The sequence below is a fragment of the Neisseria zalophi genome, from assembly GCF_008807015.1.
Taxonomy (GTDB): Bacteria; Pseudomonadota; Gammaproteobacteria; order Burkholderiales; family Neisseriaceae; genus Neisseria; species Neisseria zalophi.
Map to the genome: position 1 here is coordinate 1368639 of NZ_CP031700.1, position 23199 is coordinate 1391837.

Sequence of the window (23199 nt, forward strand, 5' to 3'; positions counted from 1 at the left end):
CATGAGTACGTTCTTTCAGCAAACCGCCCAAGCCATGATTGCCAAACACATTGACCGCTTTCCTTTATTAAAGCTCGAACAGGTAATTGATTGGCAGCCGGTAGAGCAGTATCTGAATCGTCAGAAAACCCGTTATATCAGAGATCACCGCGGCCGTCCCGCCTATCCCTTATTGGCTATGTTTAAAGCCGTTTTACTCGGCCAATGGCATAGCCTTTCCGACCCCGAACTCGAACACAGTCTCATTACCCGTATTGATTTCAACCTGTTTTGTCATTTTGACGAGATGAATATTCCCGATCACAGTACCCTTTGCCGTTACCGCAACTGGTTAGCACAAGATAATACCTTGGCCGAACTGTTGGATTTGATTAACCGCCAACTGACTGAGAAAGGCTTAAAGGTAGAGAAGGCACAGGCTGCCGTTATTGATGCGACGATTATTCAGACGGCCGGCAGTAAACAACGTCAGTCCATAGAGGTTGATAGCGAAGGAGAGATAACCGGTCAAACCACACCGAGCAAAGATAAAGATGCCCGTTGGGTGAAGAAGAACGGTCATCATCAATTAGGCTATAAGCAGCACACCCGTACCGATGCGGAAGGTTACATTGAGAAGCTGCATATTACAGCGGGCAATGCCCATGAGTGCAAACATCTGTTGCCTTTATTGGCAGGCATTGCCAAAGAGACAACGGTCTATGCGGATAAAGGTTATGACAGTGCGGAAAACAGAAAGTATCTGGAAGAATATAAACTGAAAGACGGCATTATGAGTAAATCCCATCGCAACCGTCCGCTGACGGAAGCGCAAACCCGCCGCAACAAATATTTATCGAAAACCCGTTATGTAGTGGAACAGAGTTTCGGTACGCTGCACCGTAAATTCCGCTATGCCCGGGCAGCCTACTTCGGGCTGGAGAAAGTAGCGGCGCAAAGTCATCTGAAAGCGATATGTTTGAACCTGTTGAAGGCGGCCAACAGGCTACGTGCGCCTATTGCTGCCTAAAAGGCAGCCGGATGCCTATTAATTAGGCATCTGAGGAGTAATAAAGGGGATATTGCGGTCAAAAACAGCCGAAATCCTGTGTTTGGAGTTCGGCTGTCGGGTGAAGGACTATTTCGCAAAGGTCTCGGCCTGTACACCTATATCTATACCGACAAAGATGCTTACGAACCTTTGGCACAAATCCGCAATTGGACAAACGAAGAAGGGGAAAGCTACCAAGAAACCAATTACTTCCACTGCGGCCAAATCGGCATTCCGCGAGAGATGACGGATTCGGAAGGCAAACTGCTTTGGTTTGGTGATTATTACGGTTGGGGTAAGCTGAAGAGTGAAAGCAATATTGCCAATGTCCATCAGCCGTTTAGGTTGCAGAACCAGTATTGCGACCAAGAAACAGGGTTGCATTATAACTTTTTTAGGTATTACGAGCCTGAATGTGGGCGGTTTGTGAATCAGGATCCGATTGGGTTAGTAGGGGGAGATAACTTATATCAATTTGCGCCTAATGCCCAAAGTTGGATTGATATTTTAGGCTTAGAAAAAATAATAACAGAAGGTATTATTTATCGAATGGGAAGCGACAGTAATAGTAATTTCACACCTCGCCCAGGAAAAGATACTACTACAGGTCTATCAGCTTCTTTAGATAAACCTAATTCAAAGTGTCAAGCTATTGATACGAGGAAGTGGACTTGAAGCAGTAAATGATCATGGGAGACATGTTTCTATTCGCCCTGTAAACGATGCAAATAAATCTAAGCTAGTTGAATGGGCAAATACTCGTTCAAATGCCGTATCATCACCATCAACACTTACTCAAAAATTACAACAAGCAATCATAAACAACAATACATCCAATACATCGAGTACTAGAACATATCGGGCTTTACCTAATGGTACTCAAGCTGGAGGGAGATTTCCTGGTGGGCGAGGTGGATTAGGAACAACAAGAGACCCTATAAAAAGGGGATTTACAATAAATGACTTATTGAAATAAATAGGATATTAATTATGAAAACTTTAAACAAAGAAATTTGGAACTTAATGAATTCATATTCATTAAGATTGAAAAAAAATTTTGAAATTTATAGTGTATTGCCTTTCAGAGAGGAAGAAAAGTCATATATAAATAACATTGAGTATTGTAACCAAGGCATATCCATTATACTCAAGGAAGAGCTTTTGAATGAAAAAGATATTGATTTATTTGATATTACTCTTGAATATAAAAAACATGAAAAAAATAAAATTTATATTCACGAAATTGGCATTTTATCATCTGATGGTGTTGTATATTTAGAATTTTCAGAACTGATTGTTTTAGAAAAAGAATTCCTTCGTTTTATAAGTTTATTCTTAGATGAAGCTATTCGGCTATATGAAAAAAATGTATATTTATATTTGAAATCTTCTTTAATTAATTGAAACAGAAAATTTATATGTAGAATGCATTAACAACAGTACGTTCACAGTTTTCTACCCTTTTAAGGCCGTTCGAACCTTTGAACTGCACCCCAAAAGTTGGACACTCCTCCAGCCCATTAAGGTGCAGTTCAAAATAATGATGAAGTTTCAGAAGGCTTAGAAGATAAAACCGCCTTTACTTGGGACGGCAGCCATTTAATACAGGAAACCCGTTCAGACGGCCTGTACACCTATATCTACACCGATAAAGATGCTTACGAACCTTTGGCACAAATCCGCAATTGGCCAAACGAAGAAGGGGAAAGCTACCAAGAAACCAACTACTTCCACTGCGACCAAATCGGCATTCCGCGTGAGATGACCGATAAAGACGGGAATTTATTGTGGTTTGGTGATTACTATGGTTGGGGTAAGCTGAAAAACGAAACCAATATTACCAATGCCCATCAGCCGTTTAGGTTGCAAAACCAATATTGCGACCAAGAAACGGGGCTGCATTATAACTTTTTCAGGTATTATGAGCCTGAATGTGGTCGGTTTGTGAATCAGGATCCGATTAAACTGGAAGGGGGCAATAATTTTTATAGCTTTTCAGAGAACACACAAAACTTTATAGATGTATTAGGGCTAATAGATTTTAAATTTCATGGAAACTGGTGTGGGCCAGGATGGACTGGAGGGCGTTGGGAGTCATATGTTAAAGAAAAAGATACTAATGGATATTATAAAAAACCTAGAAATAGATTAGATGCTGCCTGTAAACAACATGATATATGTTATGCACAATGCCGTGAAACTTTTACATGTTCTGGTTTAAACAAAGAAGCATGCCAAATAGATTGAGACCTTTGCAAAAACCCTAAAAATCCCTTAAATTCTTCACCAAAGATATTTAAGGGATTTCTCATGAGTACGTTCTTTCAGCAAACCGCCCAAGCCATGATTGCCAAACACATTGACCGCTTTCCTTTATTAAAGCTCGAACAGGTAATTGATTGGCAGCCGGTAGAGCAGTATCTGAATCGTCAGAAAACCCGTTATATCAGAGATCACCGCGGCCGTCCCGCCTATCCCTTATTGGCTATGTTTAAAGCCGTTTTACTCGGCCAATGGCACAGTCTTTCCGACCCCGAACTCGAGCACAGTCTTATTACCCGTATTGATTTCAACCTGTTTTGTCATTTTGACGAGATGAATATTCCCGATCACAGTACCCTTTGCCGTTACCGCAACTGGCTGGCACAAGACAATACCTTGGCCGAACTGTTGGATTTGATTAACCGCCAACTGACTGAGAAAGGCTTAAAGGTAGAGAAGGCACAGGCTGCCGTTATTGATGCGACGATTATTCAGACGGCCGGCAGTAAACAACGTCAGTCCATAGAGGTTGATAGCGAAGGAGAGATAACCGGTCAAACCACACCGAGCAAAGATAAAGATGCCCGTTGGGTGAAGAAGAACGGTCATCATCAATTAGGCTATAAGCAGCACACCCGTACCGATGCGGAAGGTTACATTGAGAAGCTGCATATTACAGCGGCCAATGCCCATGAGTGCAAACATCTGTTGCCTTTATTGGCAGGCATTGCCAAAGAGACAACGGTCTATGCGGATAAAGGTTATGACAGTGCGGAAAACAGAAAGCATCTGGAAGAATATAAACTGAAAGACGGCATTATGAGTAAATCCCACCGCAACCGTCCGCTGACGGAAGCGCAAACCCGCCGCAACAAACATTTATCGAAAACCCGTTATGTAGTGGAACAGAGTTTCGGTACGCTGCACCGTAAATTCCGCTATGCGCGGGCAACCTACTTCGGGTTGGATAAAGTAGCGGCGCAAAGCCATCTGAAAGCGATATGTTTGAACCTGTTGAAGGCGGCCAACAGGCTACGTGCGCCTGTTGCTGCCTAAAAGGCAGCCGGATGCCTATTAATTAGGCATCTGAGGAGTAATAAAGGGGATATTGCGGTCAAAAACAGCCGAAATCCTGTGTTTGGAGTTCGGCTGTCGGGTGAAGGGCTATTTCGCAAAGGTCTCAGGCTGTCTGAAAAAAAACAAATCGCCGAATTAAATGCCGTTACCCAACCCAAAGGCAAAAACAAAACCGCTGCCGGTCATACCGCCGTCAAACGCAGCTACGGTTACGACAAAACCGGCAACCTCATTCACAGCAGCGACCAACGAAGCGGCGTAACACAATTCGAATACGATAAACTCGGCCGAATCACCCAAGCCGACAAAGAAACCTTTGCCTTCGACCCCGCCCACAATATCCTTTCAGACGGCCTCAAAGATAAGATTGCCGATAACCGTTTAAAAACCTACAACGGCATCAGCTATTACTATGACGACTTAGGCAATCTGATTCACCGCGAACTGGTCGACGGCGAAGTACAGAACTATTTCTATGATCTGCACGACCAATTGGTTAAAGTGGAAATCTTTAAGCCCGAACAGGAAAAAGAGACTTGGGTTTATACGTATGACGCCCTAGGCAGAAGAATCGGCAAAGGCCGTCTGAAAAACGGCCAAGAAGTTTCAGACGGCTTAGAAGATAAAACCGACTTTACTTGGGACGGCAGCCACCTCATACAGGAAACCCGTTCAGACGGCCTGTATACCTATATCTATACCGACAAAGATGCTTACGAACCTTTGGCACAAATCCGCAATTGGACAAACAAAGAAGGGGAAAGCTACCAAGAAACCAATTATTTCCACTGCAACCAAATCGGTATTCCGCGTGAGATGACCGATAAAAAAGACGGGAATTTATTGTGGTTTGGTGATTACTTTGGTTGGGGTAAGCTAAAGAGTGAAACCAATATTACCGGAGCGCATCAGCCGCTTAGATTGCAGAACCAGTATTGCGACCAAGAGACGGGGTTGCATTATAACTTCTTTAGGTATTACGAGCCGGAGTGTGGCAGGTTTGTGAATCAGGATCCGATTGGGTTATGGGGAGGAAGTAATTTTTATGGATTCGCACCAAATACACAAATATGGGTGGATGTTTTGGGTTGGCATGCATCAGGTTCTTGGGGAACCATGAGGTGTCAAATGAATAAAACTGGCAGTAATAAATTTAGAACTTTTACAGGATATAGTTCTGAAGCTGGAGGAAGAGGAGCGAGACATCCTTTAATAAAGAAAATGTTTAAAAAACATAAAAGAGATGCTAGAAGTGGAAAATGTGTTGAGGCTGATATACTGAATCAAATTGCTGATGAATTTAACATTAAAACGGAAGCAAAATTGAAGAAATTTTTAACTGATCATAAATGTTCAGCTATTCAAGTTACAAGGAATATAGATCAAAAGGCGTTAGCTCCATGCCCGAACTGTGCTCCTGTTGTCGGTATGTTAGGAGTATAAACAGATGAAAAAAAATCAGAAAAAAATTAAAAAACAAATAAATAATAATTTAGAAAGAGAGAATAATATTTTTTTGAATAAAATACTCTCAGAGGGTTTATTAGTAAATTACTCTGTTGTTGATGAAATTAAAATACTATTATGTTTTACTAAAAAATATGTAGTTTCCATGAGTGATAATTATAAATTTTCTACTGATATCGAGTTTTCAGAAAAATACTTAAATAAAAAAATTTCTTTAAAACAATTAAACCAACGTGAAAGTTTGGCATTGAAATATTTAGATAGCTTAACTGAGTTTGAAAAAACATACAAGAACTGACATTAATTTTTTTAAATGCTAATTTTCTTGATGGAGTTGAACAGAATCAAGATATAGGTGGTTTTCTTTATTTATTATCAAATATTCAAAAAGGTTTGTGTGAAAAGTTTTATAATTTTTTAAAAACAATTTAATCTTCTTAAATGTCTAAAATTGTGTAACATAATTATTTAGAAAGATAAAATATTAGATAAATGTTATGTAGAAAAAGGATGGAATAAAATGGAACAAAAAGTAAATGGTGTGACGGTTCACTATATGGCGAAATTTGATCCTAAGGAAAAATGAGTCATGTTACTGACTTTAAATTTAAGTGATTAATATTTTATGAATAAATTTGTTTATAAAAATAGCTCTTTAGCTTCTCAACATTGGGAGTTTTGTAATAAAGAGAAACTCCCGTTTATTACAATAAATTCTCTTGATAAATATTATAGTGAAATTTTTTATGATATAACTGATATTGCTAAAAATTTGGAAGAAATTTCAGAATCTGTGAAAGAGATTTTTTCATTTTATAATAAATTTTTCTGCATCCCCGGATACATTACAGAAAAATATAATGATCAGTATTATTACTTTAAGTTCCCTGTTCAAAAAGATCATGCTGAATTTGTTGCTAATCAATTATTTGACTATCTGAATAATCAGCTTTCGCCATAATAAACACTTAGATAATCTGTCGGTACAACCGACATTCCCTCACTTTCAGACGGTCAAAAAGGTCTCAGGTTAAATAATTGATAGTGGAAAATTGATTCCTCAATTAACAACTACATATGCTTCGTAATCAATTTTTAAAGCTGTATTCATGAAATATACTCTTTTAGAAGTAGTTCAACTACAACAAGATTTCCCTAGTTTTAATTTACGCAAGGGGGATATCGGTACAATTGTGGATATTTATTCAAATCCTGACGAAGCATATGAAGTTGAGTTTTGTGATAACGAGGGCAAAACAATTGCGTTATTAACTTTAAAGTCGGAACAATTGGCACCATTCTGAAAAATCTTTTCTGATGGCCTTAATTTGGTTCTTTAACAATATAATCTGATTTTTTGCCGACCGGTCAACCCGATACACGGCCTCAAGTTTTTAACCGACGAAACCGATTTTGCCTTTGAGGGCATACTGCCTCTGGTCTGGAGGCGCAGCTATTATTCCGACCAAGACGGCACCGGCTGGCTGGGTGAGGGCTGGAGTATACCGGGCAGCCAACGTATGGTACGCAGCGCAGCGGGTTTGGCCTATATCGACGATCAGGGGCGGTTGTTTCCGCTGCCGGAAGTGGAGGAAGATGACGAAGAGCCGGTATTGTTTGAGAGCGAGTAGATTTGGTTTAGTAAAAACCCCGACGGCCATTATGTGATTGCTTCTTTAGATGGCTCGGTATCATTGCGTTTCGCCCCGTTAATGGTTTCCGACGACGACCCGAACGGTGAAAGTTGTGCTGAACTGCCTCTGGGAGAGTATTAATATGAGTGATATATTAAGATTGCCGGAAAGACCTTTTCCTGAATCAGGTCTTTTTAGAGAAGAATATCGTTATGACGAATATACTTTAAGTGAATATCTTGATGATTTTATATATTTTGAAAGCACTGAGATTAATGATGTGTTATTTAATGAAAAACATTCTTTACCTTGGGGATTCTTTTCCCTTGAAGGGCTGAATTATTTTCTTCCCAGAATTTTATATTTAATTCAAGAAGACCTTACAGAACGTAGTGATTTGTCATTAGGGCTAGATGATTTTATTATAAATATGACTATATGTAGCAGTTTAATAGAATTAATTGAGAGTTTAAATATAATGGATCTATCTATTCTGGAAAAGATAATTGAAAATATTCTGTTTGAAGTTGATGAAGAAGTTATTAGATATAATATAGGAGAGCGCTATTTATTTTTAGATTTAGAGTTTATTGACTCTTTAAAAAAAATCTAAATCATTAAATGAGTTTCAGCCTGAGTAGGAAACTCTAGCCTGCATAGAAATATTTATTCAACGCGTAGCGTGTATACTTTTTTAGATACGCGTGCTTCTCTCTACCGCCACCGATATCGAACGCGACAAACTACACCGCGAAATCGAACGGACACAGGGTAAACTCACCAGCCGCTACGAACTCGATCCCTTAGGCCGTCTGAAAAAACAAATCGCCGAATTAAATGCCGTTACCCAACCCAAAGGCAAAAACAAAACCGCTACGGGTCATACCGCTGTCAAAAGCAGCTACGGCTATGATAAAACCGGCAATCTCATTCACAGCAGCGACCAAAGAAGCAGCACCACAAAATTCGAATACGACAAACTCGGCCGAATCACCCAAGCCGACAAAGAAACCTTTGCCTTCGACCCCGCCCACAATATCCTTTCAGACGGCCTCAAAGACAATATTGCCGACAACCGTTTAAAAACCTATAACGGCATCAGCTATTATTATGACGACTTAGGCAACCTGATTCACCGCGAACTGGCCGACGGCGAAGTGCAGAACTATTTCTATGATTTGCACGACCAACTGGTTAAAGTGGAAATCTTTAAGCCCGAACAAGAAAAAGAGACTTGGGTTTATAGCTATGACGCACTAAGCAGAAGAACCGGCAAAGGCCGTCTGAAAAATAATGATGAAGTTTCAGACGGCTTAGAAGATAAAACCGACTTCACTTGGGACGGCAGCCATTTAATACAGGAAATCCGTTCAGACGGCCTGTATACCTATATCTATACCGACAAAGATGCTTACGAACCTTTGGCACAAATTCGCAATTGGACAAACGAAGAAGGGGAAAGCTACCAAGAAACCAATTATTTCCATTGCGACCAAATCGGTATTCCGCGTGAAATGACGGATTCGGAAGGCAAACTACTTTGGTTTGGGGATTACTATGGTTGGGGTAAGCTAAAGAGTGAAACCAATATTACCGGAACGCATCAGCCGTTTAGGTTGCAGAATCAGTATTGCGATACCGAAACAGGGTTGCATTATAACTTCTCTAGGTATTACGAGCCTGAATGCGGGCGGTTTGTGAATCAGAATCCGATTGGGTTGAATGGTTCAATAAATTTATATATCTTTGCGTCTAATACCCAAAAATGGATTGATCCTTTAGGTTGGAGCTGTGATGTAAAAAAGGTAAAAGAATTAGCCAATCGCTTAAACCCCAAACTTAAGCAACGTTTTAAATGTACGGAGTTTGCAGATGCTTTACAAAAAGAAATGAAAAAAGAAGGGATTAGTGGAGAAAGGGTGAAAGTTAAAACTCATTCAAACCACGGGGCATACGGAAATATTTGGAGTGATAAGGCAAAAGCAAATATTTCAGAAAATGGTATTCACCATGCAATTAAATGTGGAGATACGGTGTTTGATAATATGAATCCTGGGGGTATGGAACATAATAAATGGGTTTCAGATCTTTTTTCTCCAGGCGGGTATAGTTTTTCATCGGTTTCTTCTTAGTAGGAATTGAATATGCAAGATAATGTTATAGAACTTATTTTAGAAATAGAAAAAAGACCAACGATGTATATTGGAGATAATAGTATTTTTTGCTTAAAAGCTTTTTTAGATGGTTGGCATTTTAGAAATCCTAAAAATGCAAATAATTCACAAATGCTTGTAGAATTCACAGGTTGGCTTCAAAAAAAATATGATATTGGAACATATAATGTTTCTTGGGATAAGATACTATTTTTTTTCTACAAAGATGAAAAGCTAGCATTGAATAAATTTTTTTTAGATTTTAATCAATTTCTCCAAGACAAAAGCAGGCCGTAGCTTGTATGCAGTATTTATTCAAAACGTGTGGTGTGTGCCCACAGGGGCGTACACACGCGTTTTTTGTTATCACCAATAGTTATCACCGAAATCGAGCGCGACAAACTGCACCGCGAAATCGAACGGACACAGGGTAAACTCACCAGCCACTACGAACTCCACCCTTTAACAAGTAAACCGGGAGTGATGAGGAGGGTTAAGCCTCAGCGTAAAAGTAGAAAAGCCACTAAATGTAAAGACTGTTAAATATGATAAATTTTAAACATATATTATTTTTAGTTTTATCTATATTTCTATTTGCATGTAATCAATATACAGATACTTATGAAAGGAATGAAGAAATGGCTAATCCTATTTCATCTGGTAGCATTTATATGCTTTCAGAAGAAGAAATCCGTGTTTTAGAGGAGAAAGCTAATTATGGAGATGCAGATGCTGCATTTAGACTATATCAATATCATATGTTTGTCTCGCTAAATCAAGAATTAGAGTACAAATGGTTAGTTATTGCCGCAAAACATGGGCATGCTGTTGCGCAAAGTAATTTGGCTGATTTATTCTTAGAAGATAATGATAAAGAACAAGCTACCTTTTGGGCTAAGAAAGCATATGATAATGGCGTTGAATTATCACATGATCTTATGGATTTAATCAAATGAAAATAGCAAAATTGTTATGGATTACATCTGCTTAAACTACTGTTAAACGTAGCTACAGCTATGACAAAACTGGCATTTTTACCCAAAGTACAGACTAGCAAGCCGTAGCCGGCATAAAAATATCTATTCAAAGTGTAGGGTGTTGTGCCCTTTGGGTACACACGCTTTTCTTGGCACTCATCAGGCCGTCTGAAAAAACAAGTAGAGCGGTGAGAATTTGTATATTTTTGTAGAAAACATGCTGACCTATTAGGGTGAAGTAAAAAATGTTAAATGGCTAAAATTCAAACAAAAATGTGGTTAAACATAAAAAAGAAATAATATGAATAATGAACTTTATGTATGGGTTTTTCAAGGAAGTAAAGCTAGTTTCCCATCTGCTATTTTTTCTTCAAAGGAAAAAGCTATATGTTGGATAAAAAAACATAAAGTTAGTGGGATGTTATCTAAGTATCCTCTTGATATATCTATATATGATTGGACTATTACAAAAGGATTTTTTAAGCCTAAAAGAGATGATCAAAAAACTCCTAAGTTTATACAAAATTTTTCAAGTGTATATATTGAAGACTCTCAATATATTGATGGGATCTGTGATGATTAAACTACTAGGACAGCCACTATAATAGATTAGTAAACTACAGGATAAAAAACCTGTTCAAGGCGTAGTTTGCCACTATTATCTATATAAAGCTAATCAAAATCCAAATAATTGCAAGTACTTTTGGAAACCATTCGGAGCAGCTGATGCTTTAGGTGGAAAACCTCCTCCTGCAGGCTCTATAAAAATCGAACCATTCGTATAGAGGATAAAATAATTATGCATTATTATGATGGAACAAAGATTCAATTGGCAGATAGGGTTAAATTAGGTAATTCTAAAGGTAAAGTGGCGGCTTTGATTGGAGAAGGATTGTATGAGAGTGAATATCTTTCAAAAGATTGGTCATATCTTAAACATGGATTACTAATATATTTTGACAAATATGGCTTAATTTATTATGTAAATATTGAACAAAATATTTCTTTCATTGAAAGAGGTTTGCCTGCGTAGGTATAGTTAGTTCCATTGAGTGTAACTATATGCATGTTTTTCATGCTGTCTGAAAAACCATCACTCTTTTTTTTCAACAGTATAACTTAGCCCATTGCCTACCGCTTCGAAGCAAGTCGTAGCCTGCATAAATATATCTATTCAAAGTGTAGGGTGTTGTGCCCTTTGGGCACGCACGCTTTTTTTTGCACTCATCAGGCTGTCTGAAAAAAAACAAATCGCCGAATTAAATGCCGTTACCCAACCCAAAGGCAAAAATAAAACCGCTGCCGGTCATACCGCCGTCAAACGCAGCTACGGTTACGACAAAACCGGCAACCTCATGCACAGCAGCGACCAACGAAGCGGCGTAACACAATTCGAATACGATAAACTCGGCCGAATCACCCAAGCCGACAAAGAAACCTTTGCCTTCGACCCCGCCCACAATATCCTTTCAGACGGCCAAAAAGATAAGATTGCCGACAACCGTTTAAAAACCTACAACGGCATCAGCTATTACTACGACGACTTAGGCAACCTGATTCACCGCGAACTGGCCGACGGCGAAGTACAGAACTATTTCTACGATCTGCACGACCAACTGGTGAAAGTGGAAATCTTCAAACCCGAACAGGAAAAAGAGACTTGGGTTTATAGCTACGACGCACTAGGCAGAAGAATCGGCAAAGGCCGTCTGAAAAACGGCCAAGAAGTTTCAGACGGCTTAGAGAATAAAACCGACTTTATTTGGGACGGCAGCCATTTAATACAGGAAACCCGTTCAGACGGCCTGTACACCTATATTTATACTTACAAAGATTCTTACGAACCTTTGGCACAAATCCGCAATTGGACAAACGAAGAGGGGGAAAGCCACCAAGAAACCAATTATTTCCACTGCGACCAAATTGGTATTCCACGTGAGATGACGGATTCGGAAGGTAAGCTGCTTTGGTTCGGCGACTACTACGGTTGGGGTAAGCTGAAAAACGAAACCAATATTGCCAATGCCCATCAACCATTTAGGTTACAAAACCAGTATTGCGATACTGAAACGGGCTTGCATTACAACTTCTTTAGGTATTACGAGCCGGATTGCGGGCGGTTTGTGAATCAGGATCCGATTGGGTTGTGGGGTGGGGATAATCTATACCAGTTTGCTAAAAATATTCAAGTGTTACTTGACACCTTAGGATTAAAACATACTGCTGTGTGGCAGTTGTTTGACAAATATGGAAAGCCTAAAACTCAACCTGAGTTAATTCAAAGTGGTTGTGATAAACCACCAGGGAGAAGATTGAGTTGGAATGAACAACTTGAAGTACATACGGAACGTAAAATTCTTGACAAGGTTTCAAATATAATTGAACCAGGTGATGTTTTAATTATTCTTGGTGAGAAAAGTCCATGTAGCCCTGGAGGTAGGGGGTGTCAAGCTGCTATGCAAGATTTTGTGAATAAAAATTCAGATGTTAAAGTAGTTTATATGACACAAGACCAAGAATGGTTATTTAAATCAAAATGCAATAAATCAGACTGTTAAATGAAGGGGCTGATATGAGATTAAGTGAATGGAAGTTATTATCTAGACCTGAACGGGAGCGTTATCTTAATGCTTTATTGATTCGATTAGGTAATAGGTTTCAAGTAGATCAATTTACAATTGGACAAGATTATCCATGTATTATCTATACTAATAAATTGAATATTAGATACAGATTAATTTTTGAACATAATTCTGGATTTGGATTAAGCACTCAATGTTTGGAAAAAGCTAAAAAAATCAATGTTCCATTGCAAATAACAGTTTCTGAATTAACACCATTTTCAATAGTAAATGTGCCTTCTTATGCTATATCTGAGACTCCTTTGCTGGAGTGCGATATAGATATGATTTTAGATAATTTTTGTGTTAATAATCCTAGTTATCCTGCTTTTTTAACTCGAGAAAAGTCAAAAGAGGTATTGGATATGATATCTGCTAGATTTTTAAGTGAATTAGAATGGGAGGCTGCTGTTAAAAACAATCAGGATGTTTTATTTCCTTTTGGAGATGAACTGCCTAAAGAGTCTGATTTAGAGTGGTGGATGTCATTTAATTTTAATAAATTTCGTCATAAAAGAATTGGTAATAATATCTGTGGATTATTTTTTGGGGAGTGGTGTGCAGACTTATTCTCAAAAAATCATAGTCAAGATAGTGAAATAGTAAATGGAGAATATGTTATTAAAGGAGGGGCTGCATATTTTTGGCCATGGCAAGATGAGGAGTGGGTATGGTGTATGTGTTCCATGAGAATGCCTTCAGGAGATTTAATAGATGGAACATCAGTCTTAAGACCCGCAATAACAATACCAACAAATTTTAGTTATTGATTTGACAGAAAAGACTTAAACTTAAAACCATTTACAGTGCTAATATTAATGGGGAGTCTTATCTATTTAGCCAAACACAGAATCAGCAAAAATTGTGGCAAGCCCGTAGCCTGCATAAACATATCTATTCAAAGTGTAGGGTGTTGTGCCCTTTGGGTACGCACGCTTTTCTTGGCGCTCATCAGGCCGTCTGAAAAAACAAATCGCCGAATTAAATGCCGTTACCCAGCCCAAAGGTAAAAGCAAAACCGCTGCGGGTTATACCGCCGTCAAACGCAGCTACGGCTACGACAAAACCGGCAACCTCATTCACAGCAGCGACCAAAGAAGCGGCGTAACAAAGTTCGAATACGACCAACTCGGCCGAATCACCAAAGCTGACAAAGAAACCTTCGCCTTCGACCCTGCCCACAATATCCTTTCAGACGGCCTGAGGCCTTTGCAGCTAATGCTAATAGCTGGATTGATATACTTGGTTTTCAAGGTAGAAGTAAGTGAAATAGAATAAGTGCAAACCTTGAAAAACTGGCAACGCTATATCAAATACAGGGGAAAACAATGTTTAAAGATATTTCAATTAATGTATCTGCAGCTGGAGGTATTGGAGCAACTGGTGGCATTGGATATGCGGGCAATAGAAAGATTGCAACCAACATTGCATTAACTAATGGTTATGGTATTCATGCTTCAGTAACTAAAAGTCATAATATTATGGGGAAAAAACAGATGGTCCATTTGTGAAATGTGTCAAAGTATTGATGCAGGAATGGCGATTGGTTCTTGTCAAGGTTCTAATCTAAAAAAGGTGCGAAACCATATGCTAATGTCCAATATGGATTTGGATTGGGTACATCTCTGAATGCAAGTATTGGATTTCAAAAGATATATTTTTTGAAAAAAATCATCTCAACCTCACCTTCTGCCCATAATTCAAATCGACATTTGAGAAACTTAAACATTCCTACTAGTATTCCAAATACTAATGTAAATAATATATTTAACACAGAAACAATAATAAATAATTTTAATTTTTTAATGATAAAGTAATCAAATATATGAAAAATATTTTAATATTTTTATTATTATTATCAGGATGCGATAATTTTGTAAGCCAAAAAGCACTTTCCTCTGATTGTTTAAATAATGCTGAAATTAGCCAATTAATGGAATGTGCAGAAAATGGAAATCTTGAGAGTCAGTACGAGTTAGGTATGGCTTATTTAGATGGACAAAATACAGCCCAAAACACTCAAAAAGCATTTGATTGGATAAGCCAGTCTGCCCAAAGTGGATATATGCCTGCTCAAAATATGATGAGTTGGTTTTACCGAACAGGAACTGTTGTCAACCGAAATGATAAAGAGGCATTTAATTGGGCTGTTAGGGCTGCTGAATCTGGTTCTCTGAATTCTTTAAATAATGTTGGTTTTTATTACCAACAGGGAATCGGGGTTGAACAAAATCAAAAGAAAGGGCTTGAATATTATTTGAAAGCGGCAAAACAGGGAAATATTAGTGCTCAAAAAAACTTAGGATTGGCTTATTTAAATGGATGGGGAACAGAAAGTAATCCTCAAGAAGCCCTATTTTGGTTTTTAAAGTTATCCGAACAAAATGACCCTGAAGCAATGGTTAATGCTGCAGCAATTTATAAAGTATTGGGAAATCATCAAGAAGAACTGATGCTAATGAAAAGAGCTGCTAATTTAAATTATATTTTGGCTCAAACTAATTTAGGTTATATGTACGCAACAGGAGAAGGTGCACCACTTGATAAAGCACAAGCTCTATTTTGGCTAAATAAATCAATGAATGAGGGTGACAAAAATGCTTATTATTTGATGGGGAAATTTCATGCGGAAAGCAGTGGAGCATTTCCTCTAAATGAAGCCGAAGCTTTTCAATACTATTTAAAATCAGCTGAACTGGGATCTAGAGACGGACAAAATGCCATAGCCAATTGGCTGATGAATGGTCGTTATGTTAAAAAAAACGAAGTCAAAGCATTAAAATGGTATGAACAAGCTGCTAATAATGGACTTATCGAAGCCATACAAACATTGATAAAAATCTACGGGCAAGGTACAGAAAAAATTCCAAAAGATAATGTTAAAAAACAATATTGGGAAAATAAACTAGAGCTTAGAGAGGAGTTGTAGTTTACATTATCGACAGCAATGGGCGGGTGTTTCATCTGGCTTTCGGCAATGTCGGTGACGCAGCCGACCCCAAAATGCGGCTGCTGTCGGTATCGCTGCTCGAAGCACTGCCCGCAGCGGGTGCAGATGCTCCCAGCGGTGAGGTAGACGAAACCGACAACCTGATTTACAGCAGCGACTAGAGAAGCGGCGTAAGAAAACTCGAATATGACCAACTCGGCAGAATCACCAAAGCCAATAAAGAAACCTTTGCCTTCGACCCGCCCACAATATCCTTTCAGACGGCCTCAAAGATAAGATTGCCGATAACCGTTTAAAAACCTACAACGGCATCAGCCGTTTAGGTTGCAAAACCAGTATTGCGACCAAGAAACGGGTTTGCATTATACTTCTTTAGGTATTACGAGCCTGATTGCAGGCGGTTTGTGAATCAGGATCGATTGGGTTGTGGGGCGGAGAAAATCTATATATTTATATGATAAATAACTGGATAGATAGTTTAATGACTTTATTATAAAAAAAGCCAGGTTTTCCTAGTGGAATTACAAGAATTATGATTCCAGGAGGAAACTAAGAATAGTTTTGATACATACAATACTGATCCTAATTTAAGGGTGTCTAAAATACCCCTTTAATAAGTGATAATTTAGAATGGGGGGCTGGATGCGGTGACAAAGACACAGATCATAAGGTTCCAGACTTTGCTGTAATTAATGGTAATACTGCCATTATGTCAACAACATGATAAATATTATAGCTCTGCAATAGATAAAAGGGTAAGTAAATTGCGTTGTGATGTACAGTTAGAACATAATATAAAGCAAGAATGTAAAATGCATAGAGGAATTAGTACAAGGGATTGCAATGCTCTTGCTCAGAGAACTTATTTAGGTGTCCGACTAGGGGGGAGTCGTGCATGGAAAAATGCAGGAGGAAAAAACCCATGGACAATTGAAAAATAGGAGAAATAAAATGAACTTCTATATCCAAGTATTAATTTATATATTTTGTAATTGTTTTTTAATAGCTTGCACACCTTCAAATAAACAACAAAAAAATATAGAAATTAATACTAATACTTTTTTTGAAATAAATCCTATTGATACTGATATTAAATATGGATCAGTTATTATTTCAAACGAACTAACTTCTCCTATTTTTTTAATGACAATAGGAGAAAAAGCGTTCAAAAATAAAAAAATAGAACTTGTGAAAACAAAATTTCAATTAAATGAAAAAAATAAATTTACTTTAATTAATGAGCCTTGCAATAAACTATGTAAATTAAATTTTGAAGTTATGGCTTTTGACTCAAATAAAAAATTAAAAATCTTTGGGACAAATGAAATATTTAATGAAAATGGAGAAGTTTTATTAAAGAAAAATGGAATAATAAAGCCTGTATTTAATAAACAATCTGAAGCTATCGGAATATTAAATTATAGTAATTTAGATTATGATAATCCAAATACGATATATACTGTAACCTATCAAAATTTAAGTGGGGAAACAATTAAAACATTAGAGCAGTGTGGGAATGAGGGTGTTAATACTAGCTTTCAATTCGGATCATATTGGAGCAATAATAAGATTAATTTTTTTTCAATTAATTTTGAAGAAAAATTATTATGCATTGAAGCTATAAATAAAAAAATCAGAAAAGTAAAGTGGCCTTTTTCCAGAATTAGCTTTACAAATGCATTTGAAGAAAATTTTTTAATTTTACAACCCATTAAAAGTGAAAATGCAGTTCAAATAATACTGGTAAATAAAGAAACACTGCTTCCCAAAAAACTTTTCAAATATTCAAAACCAGATATATTCAAACTAATTAGTGATACTAATAATTTTTCAAATGCTACTTCATTTAAGGGTTGTGATGACTACGATTATTTTGCTGTCAACTTACAAGGAGGAGTAGATTATCCTTTTTCAAGAGTCTTAATTTTCAATAAACAAGGTCATATTATTTTTGATATGAAAAGTAATAGAATCCACGATCTATATTACATAAATCATCTACATAAAATTTTATTAATAGGAAATGATGGAGTATTTTTGTTAGAAGATAAAAGATGTTAACAAACCGTAGTGGCATCCGACGGCGGCGAGAGTTCACGTTTTGCCTGTGCGGGAAAGTTTGGTATGGCAGTTTGTTGTTTCAGCTAGCCCAGCGGGTCGAGTTCGTAGCGGCTGGCGAGCTTACCCTGAGTCCGTTCGATTTAGCGGTATGGTTTGAGGTCTTTACAATAAGATAGGTTGAGACCTTTGCGAAATAGCCCTTCACCCGACAGCCGAAATCCTGTGCTTGGAGTTCGGCTTTCTGTTAAAAAGCTATTTCGCAAAGGTCTCGGACTATTATTTTTAAGAAATTAAGAACTAGTGTAGCAAGTATAGATGGGTATCGACTTAACAAACCGTAATAGGCTACGACTTACAGCGAGCTACTGGCATAAATCCACAATTGGACAAACGAAGAGGGGGGAAGCTACCAGGAAACCAACTACTTCCATTTCGACCAAATCGGTATTCAGCGAGAGATGACGGATAAAGATGGGAATTTATTGTGGTTTGGGGATTACTACGGTTAGGGTAAGCTGAAAAACAAAAAACCAATATTACCGGAGTGCATCAGCAGTTTAGGTTGCAAAACCAGTATTGCGACCAAGAAAAGAGCTTGCATTATAACTTCTTTAGGTATTATGAATCTGATTGCAGGCGGTTTGTGAATCAGGATTCGATTAGGTTAGATGGTGGGAGAAACTTCTACTACACTTTTGTGGCTAACTTCCAAGTATAAATTGACTCTATAAGGCTTAAAGATACATATGAATAAGCCATGAAAAAAGCTATGAATTGTTAATAATACATGGTTTTAAAGCTGAAAAGTTCTTTTAGGTAGGCTTGGTAATACTGTTGAGAAACCTGTAGAAATACAAACAGTTGATGACTGGTGTGATTTTAGAGTTGAATTTGAAGAACGTTTAGAAGCATATATCAATGGTCAAGCAGGCAAAAGAAGGTCCACATTTCTATTTGAAGCTACAGACAAAATATTTGAAAAATTACAAAAAATATTCGGGAGCTGATTATATATATGTTTGATGATGAATTAAATAATTTTCTTAATTTAAATAGTATTAAATTTTCAATTTTAGATAAACAAGTATTCAATAGGTATGTAAAAATCGAAAATTATCCTTTTATTGGTTCTAGAATTTCTTGGAGCAAACTCAAGATTCACATTAGCAAGCCATTTCATGAGCTGGAGAAATTTATTGATGAAACTTTTAATATTATATTGGAATTGAATAAAAATCAATCTGATATTATTTTAATCGGAAATGATTTTAAAGATGGATATAATATTGAATTTTCAAAAGAAAATTTAGAGCTGATTTTAAATTTTCTATTAGACTATCCAGGAGAAAATTATCTGTTTGAGTTAGAGCAACAATGGTGTATTTGTATTTATGATGTACTAGATTTTGGACTATCTGAATTGAAATTATCTCTAGAAGATAAATAACTTGAGCTGTCACAACCAGCCTGTCCTGTTTCAGGAGGTTTATGGAAATGGCAGATATACCTATATTTACACTAACGAAGACAGTTATTAATCGCTAGTACAAGTTCACACATTATACCAATGTAGAAGGCAAAGACGAATGGGTTTGCCCACAGGTGCATCAGCTATTTAGACCACAGAATGCGACCAAAAAACAGGCTTGTATTACAATTTTTTAGATCAGGATCCGATTGGGTTATGTGGTGGAAGTAATTTGTATCAATTTGCACTAAATAAACAGATTGGAGTGGATGTGTTTGAGTTAAGCATAAATATCCCTCAAGAAAAAAATTTTAAATTATTGGGTTACCTTAAAATAAATTATGAATCTCATGGTCAACCAGTGTTTGAAAAAACAAAAACACTCCTTTCGGGTGTTCTAAATTTATAGTCTGGATAAAGATGGTCACAATGGAGGTGCTTGGAAGTAGATTCAATAAAAATATTGGTAGTAGGCAATAAAATTAGGTACATATGATGCAGTTCTTAAATAAATTGGAATTAAATGATGAAATATTCTTTTAGAATAACAAAATACAAAATTTATGGTGATGATAAGAAAACGTTATATTCTCTACCTGATGAATGGACTAGCTTTTTTGATGTAGAGAAAGGTATTGTTTCAATGAAGGAATATAAAAGAGTTGAATTAGAGTATATCAATATTATATTAAAAATATGTGAATTATTAAATGTTAAGTGTTTAAAAATAAAAGCATTATCGATTTATAGCAATATAAAAGCATATAAAAACAATCAACATATTGATATAAAGAAGTTACCTAAATTGCTGGAGCTTATATTAAGGGAAGATATGTGGTGCAAACTATGTTCTAGAAACTGTCAATTCCACTTTGGGTATGACTATTATTTATATGCTGTTTGTAATAAAGATATTGAAAAAAAAACTCAAAAACTCATCAGATATATTAAATATAGAAAAATTTATATCTCCCTATTTAAAGGCTAAACAAGCATTGAGAATCAAACCATTTTAAGTGTTTATATATTTTCTGTTTAAAATTCATCAGCAAAAAATCTTTTCTGGTGGCCTTAATCTGGTTCTTTAACAATAGAGTCTGATTTTTGCCGACCGGTAGCTTTTTCTAGAAATGCGATTATTACACCCCCACCGGCATGATTTGATTCTCAAAGTACTGGCCAACCGCACCAGTTTGGGCGAAGAATAGCATTTCAATTATCACAACAGCCATGCCGAAGTTGCCGACATTCTCCGCCATCTCGAACCATACCATTATGATGACAACAACGAGCTGACCAAACGGGTCTATGCTGGCGATAGTGAAGTCTTAATGGAACGTGACCATCTTGGACGGTTGCTCAGCCACGCTGACGTGATAATGCCATTCTGTATTTCGACTACGAAAACAGCTACGCCTAAGACAAAACTAGCAACCTGATTTACAGCTGTGACTCTACCATAGCACCCCGCCTACAATATCATTTCAGACGGCCTGTATACCTATTAGACCTTTGCAAAAAAATATTATTAACAAAATTTAATATATAAAAATAATTGAAATATTTATAACTAACTAAAACCTTTCTAATTTTTAATGAAAATTGGGTAAAATTAGAAAATTTTTTATTTTGAAAATTTTATTGAGTATAAAATCTTAATAGCCTATATTATTGCGAAGACCTCGGATCTTTAGCACAAATCCGCAATTGAGCAAGTAAAGAGGAGGAAGGCTACTAAAAAATAAACTATTTCCACCGCGATCAAACCGGTATCTCATGAGAGATAACCGATGAAGACAAAAATTTATTGTGGTTTGGGATAAAGATTGGGGAAAATTAGAACAAGAGACTGATATTACCAAGTGTATCAGCCGTTTAGATTTCAAAACCAGTATTGTGACCAAGAAAGGGGGCATAATAACTTCTTTAGTTATTATGAGTTTTATTGCGGGCGGTTTGTGAATCAGAAGCTGATTGGGTTGGATGTTTCAATAAATTTATATATCTTTGGGCTTAATACTCAAATTTAGGTAAATTTATTGAGATTAAATAATACATAAAAATGTGTATCAATTGCTAAAAGAGTAAAAAATTTAGAAAATGAAATATATAAAAAAATGAATTATCCTAATAATTTGCCATAGAGAATCAGGCAGGGTGAGACACTTAGAGATACCGTTAGAGGGCATATAAAATTACTAAATTTGGCTTATACACAATTAGTAAAAGCTGAAAAAAATGGAGAAATAATAATTTTGATAAACCATCACCTCCATCTTTTCCTAATAAAAAGTACTCAAATAATTTAAATTCGAATAAATCAGATTCATCTCATACACTAAATTTTATATAAATAATTGATATTGATACATTAGTTTAGGGTTATATATTCAACTACAGGTTTATTGTGATACTGCACGACTTGGTGAGGAAGGCTTGGCTGGAACTTAATCATTATAACTAATTAATTTAAATAGGAATATTTATGGCGAGTCAAGATTTATATATAAAAAATAAAATAGAAAAAATATTAAATAATGGAAATATAAATAAACTAATATTATATTTTGATCATTTACCAATTAAAAATATTAGGAGAAATTTATCTATTTTATCTGAGATATTTCCAGATAAATTAATAATTTCTGATAATTATTTTGATTTTATTAAATATATACTAATTAATGATAAGTTTCTAAAAGTACAGAGCATATCAAGTTTTATAAGAGCAATAAATATTATTAAATTCAATGATATACAAAAAAATTACCTTTCTGATTTAATTCTTTCAAAAATAAATTTACTAAGTAAATATTGTGATTTTGAATTGAATATGTTAATAATTAATATATTTAAACCTAAAGATTTTATGAAAAGATTATTTCTTTACAAAATTTATTTAATGATGATGCAAAAATTATTTATTAAATTTTATTTTATTTGAAGATGATTATTGTGAAAATTATATGGAAGAGGAAATAAAATATTTAAAAAATATATTAAAAAATAAAGAATAAGTTTTCAATAAAAATAATATGCTCAAGCTATTTGGTTTATATAGTTGTAGCTATAAGAATGATTGTTGGATTAGTGTTGTTATTATGGCCAAATTCTATATAGTTAATGTCAAGATTTAGATTATTATTTAAATAATCCGGATAAGTATGGAGGAAATAAATGAGTTCTGTTCATGACAAAGAAATTGTTGGAGTATTTCATCATAAGGAGAATAAAACGTTAACGATCCAATTAAGCAATGGTGAGTCAATAGTATATAAAAATATAATTTTTTTTCTAATTAAGAATTTATCAGATCAAAATATAATTTTTGATATATATTACTTTGATAATAAAAATATTCCTGATGATATCATAGAAAACTTTCCAAGTTTGTTATCTTTTAAAAATAGTAATGAAAATTATGAAATTTCCTATATACATTCATCTGTTGGTATGGAGGGCGTGGTTGTTTCTTACTACTTAAATTAACTTTAAGGAA

The 23199-nt window shown here is 36.0% G+C and carries 26 protein-coding genes and 6 pseudogenes; all 32 read left to right on the forward strand.

Features of this window, described 5'->3' with window-relative positions; genetic code table 11:
- Nucleotide 1: 1 nt before the first annotated feature.
- The 32 genes and pseudogenes from D0T92_RS06205 to D0T92_RS06345 all read left to right on the forward strand — a co-directional run bounded on the left by D0T92_RS06205 (nt 2) and on the right by D0T92_RS06345 (nt 23189).
- Entirely contained in the window at nt 2-1009 is a 1008-nt protein-coding gene (locus D0T92_RS06205; protein WP_151049983.1) for an IS5 family transposase, read from the forward strand.
- Nucleotides 1010-1135: 126 nt separating this feature from the next.
- Nucleotides 1136-1567 (forward strand): annotated as a pseudogene (locus D0T92_RS06210) (RHS repeat-associated core domain-containing protein); the annotation flags it as partial.
- A 453-nt stretch (nt 1568-2020) separates the two neighbouring features.
- Nucleotides 2021-2434: a hypothetical protein gene (locus D0T92_RS06215; protein ID WP_151051216.1), complete on the forward strand. Its 414-nt coding sequence runs from the start codon at nt 2021-2023 to the stop codon at nt 2432-2434.
- 264 nt (nt 2435-2698) lie between these two features.
- Nucleotides 2699-3277 carry an RHS repeat-associated core domain-containing protein gene (locus tag D0T92_RS11840; protein WP_404821645.1) on the forward strand — a complete coding sequence of 193 codons (579 nt, stop codon included), beginning with the start codon at nt 2699-2701 and terminating at the stop codon, nt 3275-3277.
- 63 nt (nt 3278-3340) lie between these two features.
- Nucleotides 3341-4348 (forward strand): IS5 family transposase, encoded by a 1008-nt coding sequence (locus D0T92_RS06225; RefSeq protein WP_151051218.1) that lies wholly within the window; start codon nt 3341-3343, stop codon nt 4346-4348.
- Between the two features lie 78 nt (nt 4349-4426).
- On the forward strand, nt 4427-5812 hold the full coding sequence (locus D0T92_RS06230) for an RHS repeat domain-containing protein (protein WP_318527719.1): 1386 nt from the start codon (nt 4427-4429) through the stop codon (nt 5810-5812).
- A gap of 4 nt (nt 5813-5816) precedes the next feature.
- Nucleotides 5817-6134, forward strand: a complete 318-nt coding sequence (locus D0T92_RS06235) for a hypothetical protein (protein ID WP_151051222.1) — start codon at nt 5817-5819, stop codon at nt 6132-6134.
- Between the two features lie 327 nt (nt 6135-6461).
- Nucleotides 6462-6797, forward strand: a complete 336-nt coding sequence (locus D0T92_RS06240; protein ID WP_151051224.1) for a hypothetical protein — start codon at nt 6462-6464, stop codon at nt 6795-6797.
- Between the two features lie 148 nt (nt 6798-6945).
- Entirely contained in the window at nt 6946-7140 is a 195-nt protein-coding gene (locus D0T92_RS06245; protein ID WP_151051226.1) for a DUF4926 domain-containing protein, read from the forward strand.
- Nucleotides 7141-7212: 72 nt separating this feature from the next.
- Nucleotides 7213-7347 (forward strand): annotated as a pseudogene (locus tag D0T92_RS11715) (DUF6531 domain-containing protein); the annotation flags it as partial.
- Nucleotides 7348-7612: 265 nt separating this feature from the next.
- Entirely contained in the window at nt 7613-8083 is a 471-nt protein-coding gene (locus D0T92_RS06255; RefSeq protein ID WP_151051228.1) for a hypothetical protein, read from the forward strand.
- A gap of 109 nt (nt 8084-8192) precedes the next feature.
- Nucleotides 8193-9254, forward strand: a pseudogene (locus D0T92_RS06260) (RHS repeat-associated core domain-containing protein); the annotation flags it as partial.
- A gap of 120 nt (nt 9255-9374) precedes the next feature.
- Nucleotides 9375-9602: pseudogene (locus D0T92_RS11845) on the forward strand (papain fold toxin domain-containing protein); the annotation flags it as partial.
- A gap of 12 nt (nt 9603-9614) precedes the next feature.
- Nucleotides 9615-9920 (forward strand): hypothetical protein, encoded by a 306-nt coding sequence (locus D0T92_RS06265; RefSeq protein ID WP_151051232.1) that lies wholly within the window; start codon nt 9615-9617, stop codon nt 9918-9920.
- 63 nt (nt 9921-9983) lie between these two features.
- Nucleotides 9984-10166 (forward strand): hypothetical protein, encoded by a 183-nt coding sequence (locus D0T92_RS06270; RefSeq protein ID WP_151051234.1) that lies wholly within the window; start codon nt 9984-9986, stop codon nt 10164-10166.
- 95 nt (nt 10167-10261) lie between these two features.
- A complete protein-coding gene (locus tag D0T92_RS06275) occupies nt 10262-10579 on the forward strand; it encodes an SEL1-like repeat protein (protein ID WP_151051236.1) in 318 nt (105 codons plus the stop codon).
- 322 nt (nt 10580-10901) lie between these two features.
- Nucleotides 10902-11183, forward strand: a complete 282-nt coding sequence (locus D0T92_RS06280; protein ID WP_151051238.1) for a DUF7710 domain-containing protein — start codon at nt 10902-10904, stop codon at nt 11181-11183.
- Between the two features lie 216 nt (nt 11184-11399).
- Nucleotides 11400-11633 (forward strand): hypothetical protein, encoded by a 234-nt coding sequence (locus tag D0T92_RS06285; RefSeq protein ID WP_151051240.1) that lies wholly within the window; start codon nt 11400-11402, stop codon nt 11631-11633.
- A gap of 208 nt (nt 11634-11841) precedes the next feature.
- Nucleotides 11842-13158, forward strand: a pseudogene (locus D0T92_RS06290) (RHS repeat-associated core domain-containing protein); the annotation flags it as partial.
- Between the two features lie 14 nt (nt 13159-13172).
- On the forward strand, nt 13173-13991 hold the full coding sequence (locus D0T92_RS06295; RefSeq protein WP_151051242.1) for a hypothetical protein: 819 nt from the start codon (nt 13173-13175) through the stop codon (nt 13989-13991).
- A gap of 145 nt (nt 13992-14136) precedes the next feature.
- A complete protein-coding gene (locus tag D0T92_RS06300) occupies nt 14137-14499 on the forward strand; it encodes an RHS repeat domain-containing protein (RefSeq protein ID WP_151051244.1) in 363 nt (120 codons plus the stop codon).
- A gap of 50 nt (nt 14500-14549) precedes the next feature.
- Complete coding sequence (locus tag D0T92_RS06305; protein WP_151051246.1) at nt 14550-14732, forward strand: hypothetical protein; 183 nt, start codon at nt 14550-14552, stop codon at nt 14730-14732.
- Between the two features lie 314 nt (nt 14733-15046).
- Nucleotides 15047-16150 carry a tetratricopeptide repeat protein gene (locus D0T92_RS06310; RefSeq protein ID WP_151051248.1) on the forward strand — a complete coding sequence of 368 codons (1104 nt, stop codon included), beginning with the start codon at nt 15047-15049 and terminating at the stop codon, nt 16148-16150.
- Between the two features lie 26 nt (nt 16151-16176).
- Nucleotides 16177-16332, forward strand: coding sequence for a hypothetical protein (locus D0T92_RS11375; RefSeq protein ID WP_191963612.1), 156 nt, complete (start codon nt 16177-16179; stop codon nt 16330-16332).
- A gap of 148 nt (nt 16333-16480) precedes the next feature.
- Nucleotides 16481-16646: pseudogene (locus tag D0T92_RS11850) on the forward strand (RHS repeat-associated core domain-containing protein); the annotation flags it as partial.
- Between the two features lie 476 nt (nt 16647-17122).
- Nucleotides 17123-18232, forward strand: coding sequence for a hypothetical protein (locus tag D0T92_RS06320; RefSeq protein WP_151051250.1), 1110 nt, complete (start codon nt 17123-17125; stop codon nt 18230-18232).
- 458 nt (nt 18233-18690) lie between these two features.
- A complete protein-coding gene (locus D0T92_RS11720; protein WP_263641708.1) occupies nt 18691-18741 on the forward strand; it encodes a hypothetical protein in 51 nt (16 codons plus the stop codon).
- 35 nt (nt 18742-18776) lie between these two features.
- On the forward strand, nt 18777-18950 hold the full coding sequence (locus D0T92_RS11570) for an RHS repeat-associated core domain-containing protein (protein ID WP_225315085.1): 174 nt from the start codon (nt 18777-18779) through the stop codon (nt 18948-18950).
- A 297-nt stretch (nt 18951-19247) separates the two neighbouring features.
- Entirely contained in the window at nt 19248-19679 is a 432-nt protein-coding gene (locus D0T92_RS06330) for a hypothetical protein (RefSeq protein ID WP_151051252.1), read from the forward strand.
- A 544-nt stretch (nt 19680-20223) separates the two neighbouring features.
- A complete protein-coding gene (locus D0T92_RS06335; protein WP_225315086.1) occupies nt 20224-20688 on the forward strand; it encodes a hypothetical protein in 465 nt (154 codons plus the stop codon).
- A gap of 1497 nt (nt 20689-22185) precedes the next feature.
- A complete protein-coding gene (locus D0T92_RS06340; protein ID WP_151051254.1) occupies nt 22186-22644 on the forward strand; it encodes a hypothetical protein in 459 nt (152 codons plus the stop codon).
- Between the two features lie 233 nt (nt 22645-22877).
- Nucleotides 22878-23189, forward strand: a complete 312-nt coding sequence (locus tag D0T92_RS06345; protein WP_151051255.1) for a hypothetical protein — start codon at nt 22878-22880, stop codon at nt 23187-23189.
- The last annotated feature ends 10 nt before the right edge of the window (nt 23190-23199 follow it).